This window comes from Pseudomonas sp. sp1636 (genome assembly GCF_030376615.1).
In the GTDB taxonomy this organism is placed as follows: Bacteria; Pseudomonadota; Gammaproteobacteria; order Pseudomonadales; family Pseudomonadaceae; genus Aquipseudomonas.
Genome location: NZ_JARRAB010000005.1, coordinates 1 through 18,143, shown reverse-complemented (window position 1 = coordinate 18,143; position 18,143 = coordinate 1). Strand labels below are relative to the sequence as shown.

Below are 18,143 nucleotides of genomic sequence, written 5' to 3'. Positions count from 1 at the left end.
CGATGACTACCAAGGAAATGGAATACGGCCAGGACGACAAAACCGTCATCCTCAACCGCAAGGGTGACGCCCCCGCGCACAGCCCGCTGACTGACTTCGCCGCGCCGCCGAAATTCGAGCAACTGGAAGAGCGGATGATCTACGCCGCCCGCCTGCGCCCGGCGGAAAGCTTCAATATCAGCCTCAACCCTCTGGTCGCCGCAGCCTCCTCGCTGCTGTCGGAAGTGGTGCGCCTCAAGCACAGCTTCGAGAGCGAAGACCTGCCCGCGCTGAACCAACGCCTGTCCGCGGCGCTCAAGTTGTTCGAGCACCGCGCCCTGCATGAAGGCGCCGAGAGCAGCCAGGTGATGGCCGCCCGCTACGTGCTGTGCACCGTGGTCGACGAGGCGGTGGTGACCACCCCGTGGGGCAACGAGAGCGAGTGGTCGCAGATGAGCCTGCTGTCGAGCTTTCACAACGAAACCTTCGGCGGCGAGAAGTTCTTCCAGTTGCTCGAGCGCCTGTCGCGCAACCCGGTCAAACACCTGCCGATGCTCGAACTGATGTACCTGTGCCTGTCGCTCGGCTTCGAAGGCAAGTACCGCGTATTGCCACGCGGCATGCTCGAACTGGAAGCGGTGCGCGACAGCCTGTACCGGCAGATCCGCCAGCTGCGCGGCGACGTGCCGCGAGAAGTCTCGCCGCACTGGCAGGGCCTGAAAGACACCCGCCGGCGTCTGGTGCGCATCGTGCCCTGGTGGCTGGTGGCGCTGTTCACCCTGATGTGCCTGGCGGTGATGTACAGCGGTTTCGCCTGGGTGCTGGGCGAACAACGCGAGACTATTTTGCAGCCGTACGAGCAACTCGACCCGTCCGCGGGTGTCAGCATGGATGACCTGAAATGAAGAGTTTTTTCGGCAAGTTAGCCGCCTTTTTCCGCAAGACCTGGGTCTGGAGCCTGTGCCTGGTATTGGTTCTGGCGTTGCTGGTGTGGTTCGTCGGGCCGCTGCTGGCGGTCAACGATTACAAGTTCTGGGAATCGGCCAGCAGCCGCCTGCTGAGCATCAGCGGGCTGTTTCTGCTCTGGGGCCTGGCCATGGTCTTCGCCAGCTGGAAAGCCAACGTGCGCAAGAAGGCCGAGGAAGACGACGCCGACGCCCAGGAGCGCCTGCGCCGCGAAGGCATGATCAGCGAGGAGCAGATCGAACTGCGCCAGCGCTTCAAGCAGGCGCTGCACACCCTCAAACGCTCCAGCCTGTATCGCGGGCGTAGCGAGAAATGGCGCAACGAGCTGCCCTGGTACCTGCTGCTCGGCCCGCAGGGCAGCGGCAAGACCAGCCTGCTGGACTTCTCCGGCCTGGATTTCCCGCTCAATCGCGGTGAGCAACAGCGTCTGACCAAGGACGTGTCCGGCACCCGTTACGCCGACTGGTATTTCGCCGATCACGCCGTGCTGATCGACACCAGCGGGCGTTATTTGAATCAACCCGACGCGCAGATCGACAGCCGCGCCTGGGACTTCCTGCTCGGCCTGCTGCGCCAGCGCCGCGCCCGTCCGCTGAACGGCGTGCTGGTAAATATCCCGGTCGAGCAGCTGCAGGACGGCAGCGAAGTCGAGCTGGAAAACCTCGCGCGGCAAACCCGCCAGCGTCTGCATGAGATCCATCAGCGTCTGGGCGTCGACGTGCCGGTATACCTGGTGCTGAGCAAGGCCGACAAGGTGCTGGGCTTCGAGGAGTTCTTCGATCAGCTGTCGCGCGAGGAAAGCGAGCAAGTACTCGGCGCCAGCTTCCGCAAGGAGCAGAACGCCAGCGACGTGCAGGTGATCCGCCAGGAGTTCGAAGAGCTGCTGCGTCGCCTCAACAGCCAGGTGATCCTGCGCATGCACCAGGAGCGCGACACCCAGCGCCGTGGCCGGATTCTCGACTTCCCGCATCAGCTCGGCCTGATCGGCGAGCGCCTGTGCCTGTTCAGTGAGTTGGCCTTCAGCGGCAACCGCTACCAGCGCGCCAGCCAGCTGCGCGGTTTCTACCTGACCAGCGCACCGGAACTGAAAAACCAGCTCGACCCCAGCACCAGCGGCATCGGCCGTAACCTGGGCCTGGCCAGCAGCGCCCTGCCGACCTTCCGCAGCGGCCGCGCGCGCTTTATCAACCACCTGCTCAGCCGGGTGATTTTCCCCGAGTCGGAACTGGCCGGGCTGGATCAGAAGGAAGTGCGCCGCATCGACTGGGGCCAACGCGCCATGTACGCCTGCGCCCTGGTCTGCCTGACGCTGTTCGGCGCGCTCTGGGCCAATGGCTTCTCGGGCAACCACGGGCGCCTGGAGCAGCTGCGCGAAATCGCCCAGCAACTGACCCGGCAACGCGGCAGCCTGAGCGATCAGGACGATGCCCTGCGCACCCTCAAGGCGCTGGACAGCAGCTATGCCGCCACCCAGGTGTTCCCGCCGGTGGACGAAGCCGCCTACCTGCAACGCGGCGGCCTGTATCAAGGGGAAGCAGTCGACCCGACGCTGCAGCGGGTCTACCGTGGCGAGCTGGAAAACCTGCTGCTGTCGCGCGTCGGCCGCCAGCTGGAAGCCCAGGTACGGGCCAACCTCAACGACCGCGAGCGCCTGCTGGGCAGCCTGCGCGCCTACCTGATGCTCAACCTCGAAGCGCGTCGCGACAAGGCCTTCCTGCAGGAATGGCTAGCCGCCGACTGGTCGCTGCGCTATGCCGGCAACAGCGCCGGCCAGCGTGGTCTCAATCAGCACTTCGAGCGCCTGCTGGCCGAGTCGTTCGCGCCCTACTCGCTCAACGAGCCGCTGGTCGCGCAAGCGCGCCAGGTGCTGCGTAGCGAATCGCTGGCCAATGTGGTCTACCGCATGCTGCGTGATCAGGCGCGCAGCCTGCCGGACTATCGCCTGAGCCAGAAGCTCGGCCCGCAAGCCGCGCTGTTCGCCGGCAGCGACTATGCCATCCCGGGTTTCTATACCCAGGTCGGCTACCAGAAGCTGTTCGTCGCCCAGGGTGCCGACCTGGTGCGCGATATCCTGCGTGACAACTGGGTACTCGGCGACAGCGATACGCTGAGCAGCAACGACCTCAGCCGTCTGCTGGTGGAAATGGAACAACTGTACTTCCGCGACTACGCCAACTACTGGGGCGAAGCCCTGGCGCAACTGTCCCTGGAACCGATCGGCAGCGCCAATCAGGGTGCCCTGCAGCTGGCCGGCCTGACCGCCGCCAACTCGCCGCTGCTGCAACTGTTGGTGGAAGTGCGCGACAACACCCGCTTCAAAGGCCTGGCTGAAGCCGCCGACGGTGCCGGCGATGTCGCCGAGGCGCTGCAAGGCGCCAAGGGCAAGCTCGGCAAAGTCGCCAAGCTCGCCGGCGCCGCCGCCGAACAGGCCCAAGCGGCGCTGGTGAAAAACCTCCCGGACACCGCGCGCAAAACCCTGGAACGGCGCTTCGAACCGCTGCATCGTCTGCTTGACGACAACGGCGGCGCCGGCGCGGAACTGGCGATCACCCTGCAAGCCTTGGATGATTTGCAGCGCCAACTGGCCAGTCTGGCTCACGCCAGCGCCCCGGAACAGGCGGCGTTCGAGCTGGCCAAGGCACGCATGGGCGGCCAGCGCGATGCCATCAACCAGCTGCGCAGCAGCGCCGCGCGCCTGCCGCAGCCGGTTGGCAACTGGCTCGGCCTGCTCGCCGAAGACAGCTGGATGCTGGTGCTGGGCGATGCCTATCACTACCTCAACCAGCGCTATAAGGATGAGCTGTACGCCGCCTATAAGGGTTCGTTGAAGCAGCGTTATCCGTTCAGCGCGCACAGCAAAAGCGACGTGGCGATTGCCGACTTCCGCGAATTCTTCAAGGCCCAGGGCATCGCCGAGCGCTTCTTCGACGGCTACCTCAAGCCCTTCGTCAGCGGCAGCGCCGGCCAGTACCAACTGCGCCGCATCGATGGTCGTGGCTTGCCGCTGTCGCGCGAGTTTCTGCTGCAGATGAGCCACGCGCAAACCATCCGCCGCAGCTTCTTCGCCGAGACCCCCAACGAGCCGAAAGTGCTGTTCAAGCTCGAACCCTACTCGCTGGATTCCAGCCTGGGCCGCGCGGATTTCCGCTTCGGCGGCCAACAGATGGAATACCGTCACGGGCCGATCGTGCAGACCGCCTTCAGCTGGCCAGCCGAGGCCAATGAAGGGCGCACCAGCCTGGTCGTCGAAGAGCTGGGTGGGCACCGGGTCGGCATCGAGAAGAACAGCGGCCCCTGGTCGCTGTTCCGCCTGCTCGACCTGATGAGCGTCGACTACCACAGCGGCCGCGACGTGCTGATGCTCAAGGCCGACCTCGATGGCCGTCACGCCAACTACCTGCTGCACAGCCAGCGCTCGCCGAATCCGTTCGACATCGACCTGCTGCGTAGCTTCAAGCTGCCGGCGACGCTCTGATGGCAGACGCTATCGTCAGCACCTGGCGCAGCGCCGCGCGCACCGAAGTCGGCAAGGTGCGTGCGCGCAACGAAGATGCCTTTCTGGCCCTGTCGGAGCAGGGCCTGTGGGTGGTCGCCGATGGCATGGGCGGGCACCAGAACGGCGCCCTGGCCAGCCGCCTGATCGTCGAATACCTGGCCGAACCCAGCGCAGGCGACCTGCAGCAGCGTCTGGACGAGCTGCGCAAGCGCCTGCATGGGCTCAATCGGCGTCTCGGCCAGGAGTTGACGGTCACCGCCGAACGCCAGGATACGCTGATCGGCAGCACAGTAGTGGCGCTGCTGATCGACGGCGATCGCGCCGCCTGTGTCTGGGCCGGCGACAGCCGCTGCTACCTGTGGCGCGGTAGCCGCCTGTATCAGCTCAGCCGTGACCACTCGCTGCTGCAGCAGTTGATCGACGAGCAGCAACTGAGCCCGACCGAGGCCGCCCGTCATCCCGCGGCCCACGCCCTGACCCGCGCCATCGGTGCCAGCGAAGAACTGAAGCTGGAGATTCTCGAACTGGACATCCTGTCCGGCGACGCCTTTCTGCTGTGCAGCGATGGCCTCTATCAGGGCCTGTCCGCCGACCAACTGGGCGCCGCGCTCAACCTGCCGTCGCCGCAGCTAGCACTCAACCGGTTATTCCAGCAGGCGCTTGACGGGCCGGCGCGGGACAACCTGAGCGCCGTGGTGATCCGCCGATGAGGAGCCCAGGATGAGCCAACAACTGCTCGACGCGCCGCACCTGGTCAACGCCGAGGCCAGTGACCTGACCTATTTCGCCCTGGCTGCCACCGCGGCCAAGCCGGCGGAAAACGCGGCGGGAAAGACCGCTCGCCCCCGACTCTACGACCTGCCGGAGGTTCTCGGCGGGCGCTACCGGATCGAGCGTCTGCTCGGTGTCGGCGGCATGGGTGCGGTGTACCGCGCCCGCGACCTGCTGCGCGAACAGTTCGGCGACCCGGAACCCTATGTGGCGCTGAAGACCCTCAGCGACGACTTCGCCGAGTACCCGGACGCCAACGCCCTGCTGTACAGCGAATTCGCCCTCACCGCGCGGCTCACCCACCCCCATGTGGTGCGTCTGTTCGGCTTCGAGGTGGATGTGCCGAGCCAGCGCGCGTTCCTGATCCTGGAGCTGCTCAAGGGTCTGACCCTCGATCAACTGCTCGGCGAGCGCCCCGATGGCGTGCCCTGGAGCGAGCTGCAGGAAATCACCATCGCCCTGCTCGACGCCCTCAGTTATTCGCACAGCCTGGGCGTGCTGCATGGCGACCTGAAACCCAGCAATGTGATGCTCGCCGCCGACGGCCTGCGTCTGTTCGATTATGGTCTCGGCCAGCCGGTGGAAGGCCTGTTGCCCGGCCTGCCACGCCTGTGCCGCAACCGCTTTACCGCCTGGACCCCGCGTTACGCCGCCCTGGAATTGCTCGACGGCGGCCCGCTGACCGCCGCCGCCGATGTCTATGCCCTGGCCTGCGTGCTCTACGAGCTGGCCAGCGGGCGCCACCCGTTTCGTCGCCTCAGCGCCAAACAGGCCAAGGCCATGGAACTGGATCGGCAGCTGCAACGGCCGGAGCAACTGCCGGCGCATTACTGGCCGGCCTTGCGCACCGCCCTGGCGTTCGACGAAGCGCAGCGCAGCATCACCTGCGCGCAGTTGCTCGAGGTATTTCGCCAGCAACAGCCGCCAAACCGTTGGCCACGCTGGTTGGGACGTAGCAATTAGCCTTGCGCCGCATTAATGGATGATCTTTTTACAAGGAAATGAGCATGTTCAACCCGGCCAATGCAACCCACTTCAGCCTGACCATCGCAGCCCTCGCACACGACCTGCAAGTGCTCGAATTCAGCGGCCGCGAGGCGATCAGCCAGCCCTATCGCTTCGAAGTCGAGCTGATCAGCGAGCGCCCGGATCTCGACCTGCAAAGCCTGCTGCACCTGCCGGCCTTTCTCGCCTTCAGCCCCGATGGGCTGGGCGTGCACGGCCTGATCTATCGGGTCGCCCAGGGCGAATCCGGCAAGCGCCTGACCCGCTACACAGTCTCCATCGTGCCGCAGCTCAGCTACCTGAGCCACCGCCACAACCAGCGCATCTTCCAGCACCTGAGCGTGCCGCAGATAGTCGCCACGGTGCTGGAGGAACATGGCATCCAGGCCAACGCCTACCAGTTCCAGCTCGGCCCGACGGTCTACCCGGCGCGCGACTACTGCGTGCAGTACGACGAATCGGATCTGCACTTTATCCAGCGCCTGTGCGAGGAGGAAGGCATCCATTACCACTTCCAGCACAGCCCGCAGGGCCATGTGCTGGTCTTCGGCGACGACCAGAGCGCCTTCGGCAAACTCGGCCAGCCCACCGCCTACCTGCAAGACAACGGCATGACCGCCGACGAGCCGGTGATCAAGCGCCTCAAAGTGCGCCTGGAAACCCGCACCAGCCGCACCAGCCGCCGCGACTATGACTTCGAACAACCACGCCTGCTGCTGGAGGCGGCGTACCAGGCAGGCCGCGACCCCGAAGCCAAACCGCTGCCGGATCTGGAGGACTACGACTACCCCGGCCACTTTGTCGACCGCACTCGCGGCAAGCACCTCAGCCAGCGCAACCTGGAACGCCATCGCGCCGACTATCGCCTGGCCGAAGGGCGCAGCGACCAGCCCAAGCTGCTCAGCGGCCACTTTCTGGAACTCTCCGACCACCCGCGCCAGGACTACAACGACCTCTGGCTGCTGCACGAGGTGATCCACCAGGGCAAACAACCCCAGGTGCTGGAAGAGTCGGTGACCAGTCATACCGACGCCAGCGATGGCTTCCAGCAGGGCTACCGTAATCACTTCAGCGCCACCCCCTGGGACGTGCCCTACCGCCCACCGCTGACCCACCCCAAACCGCGCGTGCTCGGCAGCCAGACCGCCCTGGTCACCGGCCCGGCCGGCGAAGAAATCCACTGCGATCAATACGGCCGGATCAAAGTGCAGTTCCACTGGGATCGCGAGGGCCAGGCCGACGACACCAGCAGTTGCTGGCTACGCGTCTCCAGCAGTTGGGCCGGCGACAACTACGGCGGCATCGCCATTCCACGCATCGGCATGGAGGTGCTGGTGACCTTCCTCGAAGGCGACCCCGACCAACCGCTGGTCACCGGCTGTCTGTACCACGCCGAACACGTGGTGCCCTACGACCTGCCGGCGAACAAGACCCGTACGCTGTTCAAAACCCTCAGTACTCCGGGCGGTGGCGGCGGCAACGAACTGCGCATCGAAGACAAAAAGGGCGCCGAGCAGATCTACCTGCACGCCGAGCGCGACTGGGACGAAAACATCGAGCACGACCAGAAGATCCGCGTCGGCCACGAGCGTCACGACACGGTCGAGGCCAACAGCTACACCGAGCTGCAAGCCGAGGAACACCTGACCGTCAACGCCGAGCGCAAGGTCGAGGTCAAACCCAACGACCACCTCACCGTCGGGCAGAACCAGCACATCAAACTCGGCACCGCCCAACTGACCAAAGCCGGCCGCGAGATTCATCTCAAAGCCGGGCAGAAAATGGTCATCGAAGCCGGCACCGAACTGACCCTCAAAGCCGGCGGCAGCTTCATCAAACTCGACCCCGGCGGCATCACCGTCTCCGGCCCCCTGACCAAGATCAACGCCGGTGGTTCGCCGGGTAAGGGCTCGGGTATCGGCATCAAACCTCCGGTGCTTCCGGGCGCGGCGGATAGCGACAAGCCGGGAAATTTGTTGGATCAGGCGCAAGCCGGTGCCCTGCTCAACACACCGAACAAGCGCAAGCGCATGCTCAATTTCTCGGGTTAACAGGGATCAAGTGCGGGCCGTCGTCACGCCCGCAAACAAGGATTAGGGATTTACACCATGGCAGACAGCAAACCGATCAACTGGGCCTATCCGTTCAAAACCACTGAAGCATCGGTAAACCCACTGCAGTACCTGACCCACATGGCCAAAGCCAACGATGGTTACTACCCCACCGGCGAGAACGGCCTGTGGCATGGCGGCGTGCATTTCGACAAAGGCACCGCTGCGGTCTTTGACCAGTCCAGCGTGCGCTGTATCGCCGATGGCGAGGTGATCGCTTATCGCATCAACGAGAGCTACCCGGTCAGCGAGTACACCGAGGCCATCCCGCAGATCAAACGCGCGCCATTTTCCACGGGTTTTGTGCTGGTCAAGCATAGGCTTCAGCCCCCTCAGCCCAGCAACGGGACATCAACAGCCAGCGAACAGTCGCCTCCCACATTGACCGTCTACAGCCTGTATATGCACCTGCAGGACTGGGCGGGCTATAAGGCCAAAGCAGATCTTGCCCGACCGGGATTCTGGGACGCAGTAACCTATATCGTCGACACCAAAGACCAGGGCCTCAATGTACGTGCCGAGCCCAACACCAACGGCACGCATTTGGCCGTGCTAGCCAAGGGCACGCAGCTCACCGTCAGCCACCCAGAGGGCGATTACTGTAAGTTGCTTAGCATCGTCAGTGGTGCAGCCGAACCGGCTCTGACGCCAGACAGTGAAGGCAAGCTGCCCGGCTTTGTGGCCTTCAAACTGCTCAAAGCCCAACACGAACCCAAGGCCGAGGACAGCGTGGTAGTGCTAGACCCAGGCATCGCGATCAAGGCCGGCGACCTGATCGGTCATCTGGGCACCTATCAGAACCACAACGGCGCGGCGCAGCCGCTGCTGCATCTGGAAGTATTCAGCTGCGAAGACGTACCCAGCTTTATCAGCCAAAGCCAAACCTGGGCCCGCAGCCTGCCAGACACCGAGAAGACCCTGCTCAAAGTCCACAAGGAGGCCAGCAGGCTGATCAGCCACCGTGACGATATCAAGGCCGACAACCCACCCAAACAAAGTGATGCTGGTAGTCAGATCGGTGTAGACCTGATCATCCCCCAAGCCTTGCTGGACGGCTTACCAGCGGCTAACAAAATCAAAGCCAGCACAGCGGTCGCCGGCAGCATCACCCCACAGACCACAAACTGGTGGCGCCTGGACGGGCTGTTCGCCGACAAGGACGGCAACCCCATTAACGGCTGGCTGGCCGAGCAGGAGCTGATCACCACACGTCATAGCCCTTGGGAATGGCAAGACTTCCAATGCATTGAAGACACCGGCAAGCCGGTAGAAAAGCTCGCCTACACCCTGAATGCCAAAGGCATGCTGAGTGACGATGAGAAGCAGAACTATCGCACCCAGATCAGCAAGGCCGACGGCGGCCCTATCCTCGCCATCGCACGTCTTTACGATATCGTCGACACCGACGAGGACGGGGTACTGACCCGCGAAGAAATCCGCGCAGCCCTCGGCAAACCCTGGCACACCCAAGTGCTCGGCCAGTTGATCAGCAAATACGAAAGCGAGTGGTTCTGGAACAAAAGCAAATGGGACGAACTCGACCCATTGCTGGCAGAGGAGCCTGGCACGCCAAATCAGACCTGGGAAGTGGAAAAACAGCGGATCGAGAAGCTGAGCTGGTGGAAAGAACTGGCGGGCCAACATGGGATTAGCGGGGATGGGAAGGCGTGGCATTTTCAAGCAATAGGACTAGTCGCAAACTTTTCTATTTTGGACGATGAGAATGATCTCAAATGGTTAACAGTTCCCTATGGCCAGCTAACGTTCGATGTAGAAGGAAATGATATTGCCACCTCAATTCATTTTAGTCGTGTGGCTCACTGGCCCAAAGGCCCTTCAGGGGTGACCGTCGGGAGAGGTTATGATCTTGGTCAGCGTCCTAACCCAGAAACTGATCTTACAGAAGCAGGTGTGCCTGAGCCTTTATTTAGTTGGCTCATAGGCGCAAAAAGTTTAAAAGGACAGGCCGCGAAATCATATTTAGATGCCGCAAGCGAAGAAATTAGACAATTTCAAATCACAAGAAAGCAGCAATACAAATTATTTATACCAGTCTATGAATTCATGAAGAGCGAAGTAATAAGAATATCTGGCTCGCCCGCGAACATTGAAGACTATGGATATCTTAGCTGGGAAGTAACCAATAGCAAAATTCAAGACATTGTCGTCGACTTGATATATAGGGGCGACTATACGCCAAACACTAGGAAATTAGTACAACAGCATATTGTCGACAACGACTTGCCTGCATTAAGCACAACTATGGCTGACGACTCAAAATGGCCTGGAGTGCCAAGTGATCGATTTAATAGACGAGCAAATTATTTGAGGTAACATATGAGAAAAATATCAGCATTATTTGTATTGGCGCTTCTTCCGGCAGTGACTACCGGCGGCGAAATTGACTATTCAAAGATAGCCGAAGCAAGCTCTTCGCGAATCGAAAGCACACTTGTACGTTACTCTAGATTATATGGAGAACCATGCGCAAACATCCAAATACTTAACCCGAAAAACTGGGAAGTAATAGAAACCAAACGTATCTGCGAACTCAACGGCCTATCTCTTGAGTCGGAGGTTGCTGATGCCTATTTCAGCAATCCGAAATTCTCCAAAGAAGGCGTGCATCTAAAGCTAAGCATTACGCCCCTGGAACCAGTAGGAGAACAAAAAAAGATATGCTTGATTCCAATTAAAGACAAACAGATAGGCGCTATAGAATGTACCGACAGAAATTAGACTTCCTTCTGTGAAGCCGACTGAAATCCGGCCTATTAAATAAATAGAACTCGACATCATTGTTCTGAGAAAAATACTCCAGTTTATTTTCAATTCGCGCTACAACTCATACTCTTTAACAGCTTCACATTAGCGATTAATTTTGAAACTAAAGACCTCGGTAAAAGAAAGCATTTCAAGCGTAAGAGCATTGAGGAATTTATTGAGCTATATGGGAATTGCTCTGCATGAAAATTAAAAAACTACTATGCGCACTGACTTTTTCTACCGTGGTCAGTACATGCTATGCAGACGGCTCAGCCTGTGCGGCCAAATCTGAAAAGGATTTATACAGCCCGATACTCCTAGACAAGAGTTTCGCGATACGCTTTGAAATTTCAAATATATCGATCGATCCGAATGGTGATATTTTCCCCATCATGATAGTGGGACAGAATTGCGATACCGGAAGCGAAACGCAAATCGCAGAACTTCCCTATCTTGGCGATCCTGGGAAAGTGGAGAGCGCCTTCTTGGCAGACTCAGATTTCGACGGTAAGGCAGAGCTCTTTGTCATTCATAGAACAATTCTGTACTCCGACACCGGTATCAGCTACGGCTCTGATTACTTCACAACGTTAGTTTACAAGCGCCTAGCTCCACTGACGTACGAACGGAGCGAGCGAGTCAGCACCTACTTCGGCGCGGGAGGGGACGTTCTGTTATCACCTACGAGCGACAAACTCGTATACGAGTACCCTTACAAATCCGAAACCGCCATCCAAAGCAGGCTAGCTTCCGCACAATACAAAGCCTGGCTCGAACAGAAACTCATCACTACCCGCATATTGAGCAAGACCTACTTACACAATCAGGCCAACGTGTCGGACAGAACCTCAAAGTATTTGATAGCTGGCGACGAGGTTCGAGTACTTGGTCAGAAGGCCGGCTGGCTGGCTGTTGTATTCAACAACAAGAAAAAAGGCGACATCAGGGGGTGGATACAATGTAACGACACTCTCGTCTGTGCTAGCAAAAATCTAAAAGCGCCCTGAGGGGAATAACATTGGCGACAGACCACGGTTTTTGGCGAGAGAACCGTGATCTTTCCCTATTGCGATAAGGGGACAGGAAGTCCGTCTGCAATCTGGGTAAACCGCTGACCAGCGATTATCAGGACTTGATATTTCCGTACTCGGACAAGTGGATCGGCGAATCGAATGCCACCGGCGTTGAGCAGTTGATGGCCCAGCCGCCACAACCTGTGGATATTCCGGTTGGCAGCTTGGGCGAGATCCGTGTCGTATTGCGTTATGACTCTCTCGATGACCTCATGTCGGCAAGCCCACGAACAATCGCGGTTAAGGGCGCTGACTCGCGCGACTTCGGAACCGCGAATGCCTACTTCGTGTACGACGCAGATGGCACAACCCCACTGGGTTTGGACGTGGAGAAGAGTCCGGACGGTCACCCCCTAGAAAGGCTGGATGGTACGAGGCTCCTAGAGGTCAAGGAGCTCGCTGAATGCGAGTGAACATTCGAGGACAGGTATTACATTGCACACGAATAGAGCTCTACAAAAAACTGACCTCAGCAAGTGAAAAGGGGACGTAGCCAATAGTCCTACAAGCCTAAGCACCCTACTGGACAAGCGCTAAAGATCCTCTTCCTCCACCACCCGCACCATCCCCGCCTCCAGCGCATAGGCGGCATCCGCCAGCTCGTTGCTGACCTGCTCGACCTTGAGGGTGCCGCTGACCCACAGCGGCGCGTAGATGTCTTCGAGTTCGATGCCTTTCGGGTAGCGCACCAGCACCAACTGGTTCGGCGGCGGTGGCGGCACGTGGATGCAGGCGCCGGGGTAGGGGACGAGGAAGAACAGGGTGCTGCGGCCCTGGGCGTCGGTTTCCAGGGGCACCGGGTAGCCGCCCAGGCGGATGGCTTTGCCGTCCAGCGCCGCCACTGTCTTGGCCGAATACATCACCGCCGGCAGGCTCTTGTCCTGCTGGCGGAGGCCGCCGGGGCTGTAGAAGGCGCCATCCTGCTCGGGGCCGTCGTGGCTGATTTCCGGCATGGCTTCGAGGGCCTGGCGGTCTTCGGCCGGCAGCAGCTCGAGCCAGTCGCTTTCCGCCAGCTCGGCATGCACCAGGCTCGCCGGCAACAGGCTGCTCAGCAGCAGGAAGGACAACAGTAGGTGACGCATGGCTGTACTCGCAGATGATCGGGACGCGAAGGGCCGCTCAGCCCTTCTTGATTGCGCCGTAGAGTATCAGCAGCACCACGGCGCCGATCACCGCGCCGACGAAGCCGGCGCCCTGGCCGAGCCGGTAGATGCCCAGGGCCTGGCCGCCGTAGGTGGCGGCGATGGAGCCGCCGATGCCGAGGAGGATGGTCATGACCCAGCCCATGCCGTCGCTGCCCGGCTTGAGGAAGCGCGCGATCAGGCCGACGATCAGGCCGATAAAGATGATGCCGAGGATGTTCAAGACAGGCTCTCCCTTTCAGTGACAGGTGCCGAAGCGGGCACCTGGCCATCAGACGCAAGCCGGCGGCAGAGGTTCAATGCGCGGGACTGGCGCCGTCCGTGGACGGCGCCGGCAACGGCCTCAGGCCTGGTCGATCAGCGCCTCGACCGCAGCGATCTGCCGCTCCAGAGTGGCGCGGTCGGCACAGCGCAGGGTGGCGTGGCCGACCTTGCGCCCGACCTTGAAGGCCTTGCCATAGTGGTGCAGATGGCAGTCGTCGATGGCGATCACCTTGCTCACGTCCGGCACTTCGCCGATCAGGTTGAGCATGGCGCTCTCGCCGACCTTGGCGGTCGAGCCCAGCGGCAGGCCGGCGACGGCGCGCAGGTGGTTCTCGAACTGGCTGCACTCGGCGCCTTCGATGGTCCAGTGCCCGGAGTTGTGCACGCGCGGGGCGATCTCATTGGCCTTGAGGCCGCCGTCGACCTCGAAGAACTCGAAAGCCATGACGCCGACGTAGTTGAGTTGGGTCAGCACGCGGCCGACGTAGTCTTCGGCCAGGGCCTGCAGCGGGTGGTCGCTGCTGGCGATGGACAGGGCGAGGATGCCGCTGTCGTGGCGGTTGTGCACCAGCGGGTAGAAGCGCGTCTCGCCGTCGCGGCCGCGCACGGCGACCAGCGACACTTCGCCGGTGAAGGGCACGAAACCTTCGAGGATGCAGGGCACGCTGCCCAGCTCGGCGAAGGCGCCGGTCACGTCCGCAGGCGTGCGCAGAACCTTCTGGCCCTTGCCGTCGTAGCCCAGGGTGCGGGTCTTGAGCACGGCCGGCAGGCCGATATCGGCAGCGGCGGCGTCGAGGTCGGCCTGCGACTGGATATCGGCGAATGCCGGGGTGGGAATGCCGAGGTCCTTGAACATCGACTTCTCGAACCAGCGGTCGCGGGCGATGCGCAGCGATTCGGCGCAGGGGTAGACCGGCACGAACTGGGAGAGGAAGGCCACGGTCTCGGCCGGCACGCTCTCGAACTCGAAGGTCACCAGGTCGACCTCGTCGGCCAGTTGGCGCAGGTGATCCTGATCGCCGTAGTCGGCGCGGATATGCTCGCCGAGCGCCTGGGCGCACGCATCCGGCGCCGGATCGAGGAAGGCGAAGTTCATCCCCAGCGGAGTGCCCGCCAGGGCCAGCATGCGACCCAGTTGGCCGCCACCGATTACACCGATTTTCATGCGTCTACCTCTTCAAATGCCGCAAGCGCCTTCGCGGTACACAACCCATGGCAGCGGGCTTGCCCGCGCTGCCATGGCCTGGCCAGGAATGCCTAACCGACCATCAAGCCTGACGTGGATCCGGATTATCCAGCACGGTATCGGTCTGCTCCTGGCGGAACTGCTTGAGCGCGGAGTGGAACTGCGGGTGCTGGTGACCGAGGATGCTCGCCGCCAGCAACGCCGCGTTGACCGCGCCGGCCTTGCCGATGGCCAGGGTGGCGACCGGGATGCCGGCCGGCATCTGCACGATCGACAGCAGCGAATCGACGCCCGAGAGCATCGCCGACTGCACCGGCACGCCGAGCACCGGCAGGTGGGTCTTGGCCGCACACATGCCCGGCAGGTGGGCGGCGCCACCGGCACCGGCGATGATCACCTGGATGCCACGCGCCTCGGCCTCATCGGCGTACTGGAACAGCAAGTCCGGAGTGCGGTGGGCAGACACCACTTTGACTTCATAGGGAATGCCCAGCTTTTCCAGCATCTCGGCGGTGTGGCTAAGGGTGGACCAATCGGACTTGGAGCCCATGATCACGCCAACCAGTGCGCTCATCGTCGTGCCTCTTCATCGGGCGCCTCAGGGCGCGTCAAAAACCAACAAGCCACGCGCAGGGCGTGGCTTGTCATGTTCGGGTCAAACCCGCGAGCAGGCGGGTTTCGAGGCGGCGCAGTATAGCCTAACGCCACAAAGAGCGCCCCCCCTGCATGACCGTCCGTCCGCCGGCTCTGGCGCCGGGGTGCGGGAGCTTGCGCTCTATATAGGCAGAGAACGCTCGCTGGCCCTTGAGCTAGACGCCTGCACTGGAGCAAACTGCCAGCACGCCCCACCACCCAAGCAGGATACGGATATCCGGATGCACCGCCACTCCCCCTCTCCGCCGATGACTCTATGCCCGCTATATAGGCAGGATTTGTGGCGTCTTGGGTTTGCCCATTTGAGCGTGATGGCTGGATATGGCAATCGGGTATCTGGGCATAAGCAATGCAGAAAGGAGACAGATTTATATTCCGTCGGACACCAAAATAAATCTACCCCCGGCAGCCGCGGAAACTGAGTGCAACAGAAACAGACCACGGTTTTCTTTCGGGCGGCAACCCGAATTAATCGCGACCCGTTTCCTGTCACTAATTATTCGCCGCTTAATGATGGGTTAGCTCACGATTGCTCATGGAGGTGCCGTGATAATAAAAATGGAAAATCAATTGCTCGATGAGCTGCTCGACAGTTGGCGCGAACAGCTTGGCGGAGACTTTGCAGCATACCGGAATCATTGCTTCCGGGTTTTCAACTTCTGCGTTGCGCTGTTGGGCGTAACAGGGACGGATATAGATAAAGTATCCATTGCGGTTGCCTACCATGACTTGGGCATTTGGACTCACGGAACCTTTGATTATCTGGAGCCATCACAGGCTCTGGCAAAAGATCATTTAGCCAGAGCGGATCGAGGCGAATGGACTAATGAGGTGGTGGCCATGATTGCCAACCACCACAAGTTGTCCAAGGTAACAACTGACCAAAGTGAACTGGTCGAAGCCTTTCGAAAAGCAGACTGGACCGATGTATCAATGGGCTGGCTTAAACATGGCCTGCCGGAGTCCTTTGTATCAGAAACACTTTTGGCTTTTCCAAATTATGGCTTTCACAAAAAGCTCGTTTCCCTGACGCTCAAGCGGATGCTGTCACATCCGTTAAGTCCTCTGCCCATGCTGAAGCTCTAAAAGAGTTAGATTTATTTTGCGCTCAGAACATAACTATCCCCGCGTCATCCGCCACGCCACGATTCCCCACCAGAATTCAGTGCCAGGACATAACTGTGAAATCGCTAAAGCCAGATGACCTGAATAAGCCGCGCAACCGCAGGCTCCGCAAGAAACTACGTGTCGCTGAGTTCCAGGAATTCGGGCTCAGCCTGAATATTTAATTCAACGAAGCCCGCATTGCTTTCGACGATGCCTTGAACCGATGGATTGAATTCGTCGAGTCCAGGAACTGGGCGTTTGGTGGCGGCGGCAACGGCGACCACCAGGAGTTTTCCGGCTTTATCTGCCGCGGTGAGCGTGGCAGCTTGACCGAGCAAGACCGGGGCGCCATTCAGGAGTGGTTGAAACAGCAGGACTGGGTTACCGATTTCGCAGTACAGGAGTTGCAAGATGTGTGGCATGGCTACGATTGGCCGGCCTGCCTAACAATAAAATACGGCTTCTCCCTACAGGCGATAAGCAACGCCCCCTAATCATCATTTATCAATGGAGCGCTAGATGTACCAAAACAGGCAGGCCTTGGCCTTAGGAACGCTGATTTTTCTGGTACTCGCCGGATTCATTGCCATTGCCCTGGCACTCTGGGCCTGGCCCAAATACAACGTCTACAAGATGGAACTCAATGGGCGGGCAGCGTTGAAAGAGGCCGAGTGGTCGAAGCAGATATTGATCGAAGAAGCCAAGGCACGCGAGCAAGCGGCGCTGATGCAGGCCAAAGCGAGGGTCACCCTCGCCGAGGCCGAGGGCAAGGCGAAAATCGTTCAAGCGAAAGCCGAAGGTGCCGCCGATATCGAACGGGCCAAGGCCGCTGCCGAAGCCAACCGAATCATCGGCGAGTCGCTCAAGCACAACGAGGAGTACTTGCGATACATCTGGATCAAGGGTCTGCAGGACGGCAAAGGCGAGCGCATCTACATACCGACCGAAGCCGGCCTGCCCATTCTGGAAGCGGGCAAAGCTCGCAACTGAGGCTCAAGAGGAGAAAGGAGCGCACTTATGAACCCACACGAAAAAATCAACTACGTAGAACTCCCCGCTAAAGACCTGGCCGCCACTAAGTCATTCTTCGAATCCGCGTTCGGCTGGGTCTTTACCGATTACGGCCCCGAGTACACGGCGTTTGCCAATCAGGGTCTGGATGGCGGTTTCTTCAAGTCCGAGCTGTGCGCCTCGCAGAACCAGGGCAGCGCGTTGATCGTGTTCTACAGCGGCGCGCTGGAGGAAACCCAGACCAAGGTCGAGCGAGCTGGCGGGCGGATTAGCAAGGCCATCTTTGCCTTCCCCGGCGGCAGGCGTTTTCACTTCACCGAGCCCAGTGGCAACGAGTTCGCCGTCTGGAGCGATATAGGCAGCTAGCAGGCCGTTGAAAAACTACCTACGTTGCCGATACGGCGTTAAAAACAGGCTCGGCAAGCCGCTTGCGGCTAACGCGCTTTAGCGCGACCCCGCAGGGGCGAGCGAAGCGAGTCATGCTCATTTACAGCTCGTAAACTCCGCTTCCTCGCCTGTTTTTGCCTTGTCTCGGCTGCCTCGCCTACGTTTTTCAACGGCCTGCTAGTGGCTTGTTTGGCTAGTTGATTACCGCAAATTCGCCGGCTTGAG

16 protein-coding genes are annotated in these 18,143 nt (G+C 60.5%); 12 read left to right on the top strand and 4 right to left on the bottom strand.

Annotated elements, in window-relative coordinates; genetic code table 11:
• The first annotated feature begins 2 nt into the window (after nt 1-2).
• The 8 genes from icmH (at nt 3) to P8H27_RS06440 (ending at nt 12,101) form a co-directional block, all read left to right on the top strand.
• Entirely contained in the window at nt 3-884 is an 882-nt protein-coding gene (icmH, locus tag P8H27_RS06475) for a type IVB secretion system protein IcmH/DotU (RefSeq protein WP_289635900.1), read from the top strand.
• A complete protein-coding gene (tssM, locus tag P8H27_RS06470) occupies nt 881-4,420 on the top strand; it encodes a type VI secretion system membrane subunit TssM (protein ID WP_289635899.1) in 3,540 nt (1,179 codons plus the stop codon). Before icmH ends, tssM begins: the two co-directional genes overlap by 4 nt.
• Nucleotides 4,420-5,151, top strand: a complete 732-nt coding sequence (locus P8H27_RS06465) for a PP2C family serine/threonine-protein phosphatase (RefSeq protein ID WP_289635898.1) — start codon at nt 4,420-4,422, stop codon at nt 5,149-5,151. The genes tssM and P8H27_RS06465 overlap by 1 nt, the downstream gene beginning before the upstream one ends.
• A 10-nt stretch (nt 5,152-5,161) precedes the next feature.
• Nucleotides 5,162-6,175 (top strand): serine/threonine-protein kinase, encoded by a 1,014-nt coding sequence (locus tag P8H27_RS06460; RefSeq protein ID WP_289635897.1) that lies wholly within the window; start codon nt 5,162-5,164, stop codon nt 6,173-6,175.
• A gap of 44 nt (nt 6,176-6,219) precedes the next feature.
• Nucleotides 6,220-8,268, top strand: coding sequence for a type VI secretion system tip protein TssI/VgrG (tssI, locus tag P8H27_RS06455; RefSeq protein ID WP_289635896.1), 2,049 nt, complete (start codon nt 6,220-6,222; stop codon nt 8,266-8,268).
• Nucleotides 8,269-8,325: 57 nt separating this feature from the next.
• Nucleotides 8,326-10,662: a hypothetical protein gene (locus P8H27_RS06450; protein WP_289635895.1), complete on the top strand. Its 2,337-nt coding sequence runs from the start codon at nt 8,326-8,328 to the stop codon at nt 10,660-10,662.
• A 3-nt stretch (nt 10,663-10,665) separates the two neighbouring features.
• Nucleotides 10,666-11,067: a hypothetical protein gene (locus tag P8H27_RS06445; RefSeq protein ID WP_289635894.1), complete on the top strand. Its 402-nt coding sequence runs from the start codon at nt 10,666-10,668 to the stop codon at nt 11,065-11,067.
• 227 nt (nt 11,068-11,294) lie between these two features.
• A complete protein-coding gene (locus P8H27_RS06440; protein ID WP_289635893.1) occupies nt 11,295-12,101 on the top strand; it encodes a hypothetical protein in 807 nt (268 codons plus the stop codon).
• A 599-nt stretch (nt 12,102-12,700) separates the two neighbouring features.
• Here P8H27_RS06440 and P8H27_RS06435 read toward each other — a convergent pair.
• The 4 genes from P8H27_RS06435 to purE form a co-directional block, all read right to left on the bottom strand.
• Nucleotides 12,701-13,249: a DUF3299 domain-containing protein gene (locus P8H27_RS06435; RefSeq protein ID WP_289635892.1), complete on the bottom strand. Its 549-nt coding sequence runs from the start codon at nt 13,247-13,249 to the stop codon at nt 12,701-12,703.
• Between the two features lie 37 nt (nt 13,250-13,286).
• Nucleotides 13,287-13,532, bottom strand: coding sequence for a GlsB/YeaQ/YmgE family stress response membrane protein (locus P8H27_RS06430; RefSeq protein WP_289635891.1), 246 nt, complete (start codon nt 13,530-13,532; stop codon nt 13,287-13,289).
• Between the two features lie 120 nt (nt 13,533-13,652).
• Nucleotides 13,653-14,738, bottom strand: a complete 1,086-nt coding sequence (locus tag P8H27_RS06425; protein WP_289635890.1) for a 5-(carboxyamino)imidazole ribonucleotide synthase — start codon at nt 14,736-14,738, stop codon at nt 13,653-13,655.
• Nucleotides 14,739-14,841: 103 nt separating this feature from the next.
• Nucleotides 14,842-15,333, bottom strand: coding sequence for a 5-(carboxyamino)imidazole ribonucleotide mutase (gene purE, locus P8H27_RS06420; RefSeq protein ID WP_289635889.1), 492 nt, complete (start codon nt 15,331-15,333; stop codon nt 14,842-14,844).
• Nucleotides 15,334-15,971: 638 nt separating this feature from the next.
• Between purE and P8H27_RS06415 the strand changes: the two genes are divergently transcribed.
• The 4 genes from P8H27_RS06415 (at nt 15,972) to P8H27_RS06400 (ending at nt 17,897) form a co-directional block, all read left to right on the top strand.
• The gene (locus tag P8H27_RS06415) at nt 15,972-16,499 is read left to right on the top strand and encodes an HD domain-containing protein (protein WP_289635888.1); all 528 of its coding nucleotides are present in this window, start codon (nt 15,972-15,974) and stop codon (nt 16,497-16,499) included.
• A 236-nt stretch (nt 16,500-16,735) separates the two neighbouring features.
• Nucleotides 16,736-17,014, top strand: coding sequence for a 50S ribosome-binding protein YggL (locus P8H27_RS20620; RefSeq protein ID WP_374761336.1), 279 nt, complete (start codon nt 16,736-16,738; stop codon nt 17,012-17,014).
• Between the two features lie 25 nt (nt 17,015-17,039).
• Nucleotides 17,040-17,510 carry a hypothetical protein gene (locus tag P8H27_RS06405; RefSeq protein WP_289635886.1) on the top strand — a complete coding sequence of 157 codons (471 nt, stop codon included), beginning with the start codon at nt 17,040-17,042 and terminating at the stop codon, nt 17,508-17,510.
• A gap of 27 nt (nt 17,511-17,537) precedes the next feature.
• A complete protein-coding gene (locus tag P8H27_RS06400) occupies nt 17,538-17,897 on the top strand; it encodes a VOC family protein (RefSeq protein ID WP_289635885.1) in 360 nt (119 codons plus the stop codon).
• Nucleotides 17,898-18,143: the final 246 nt, after the last annotated feature.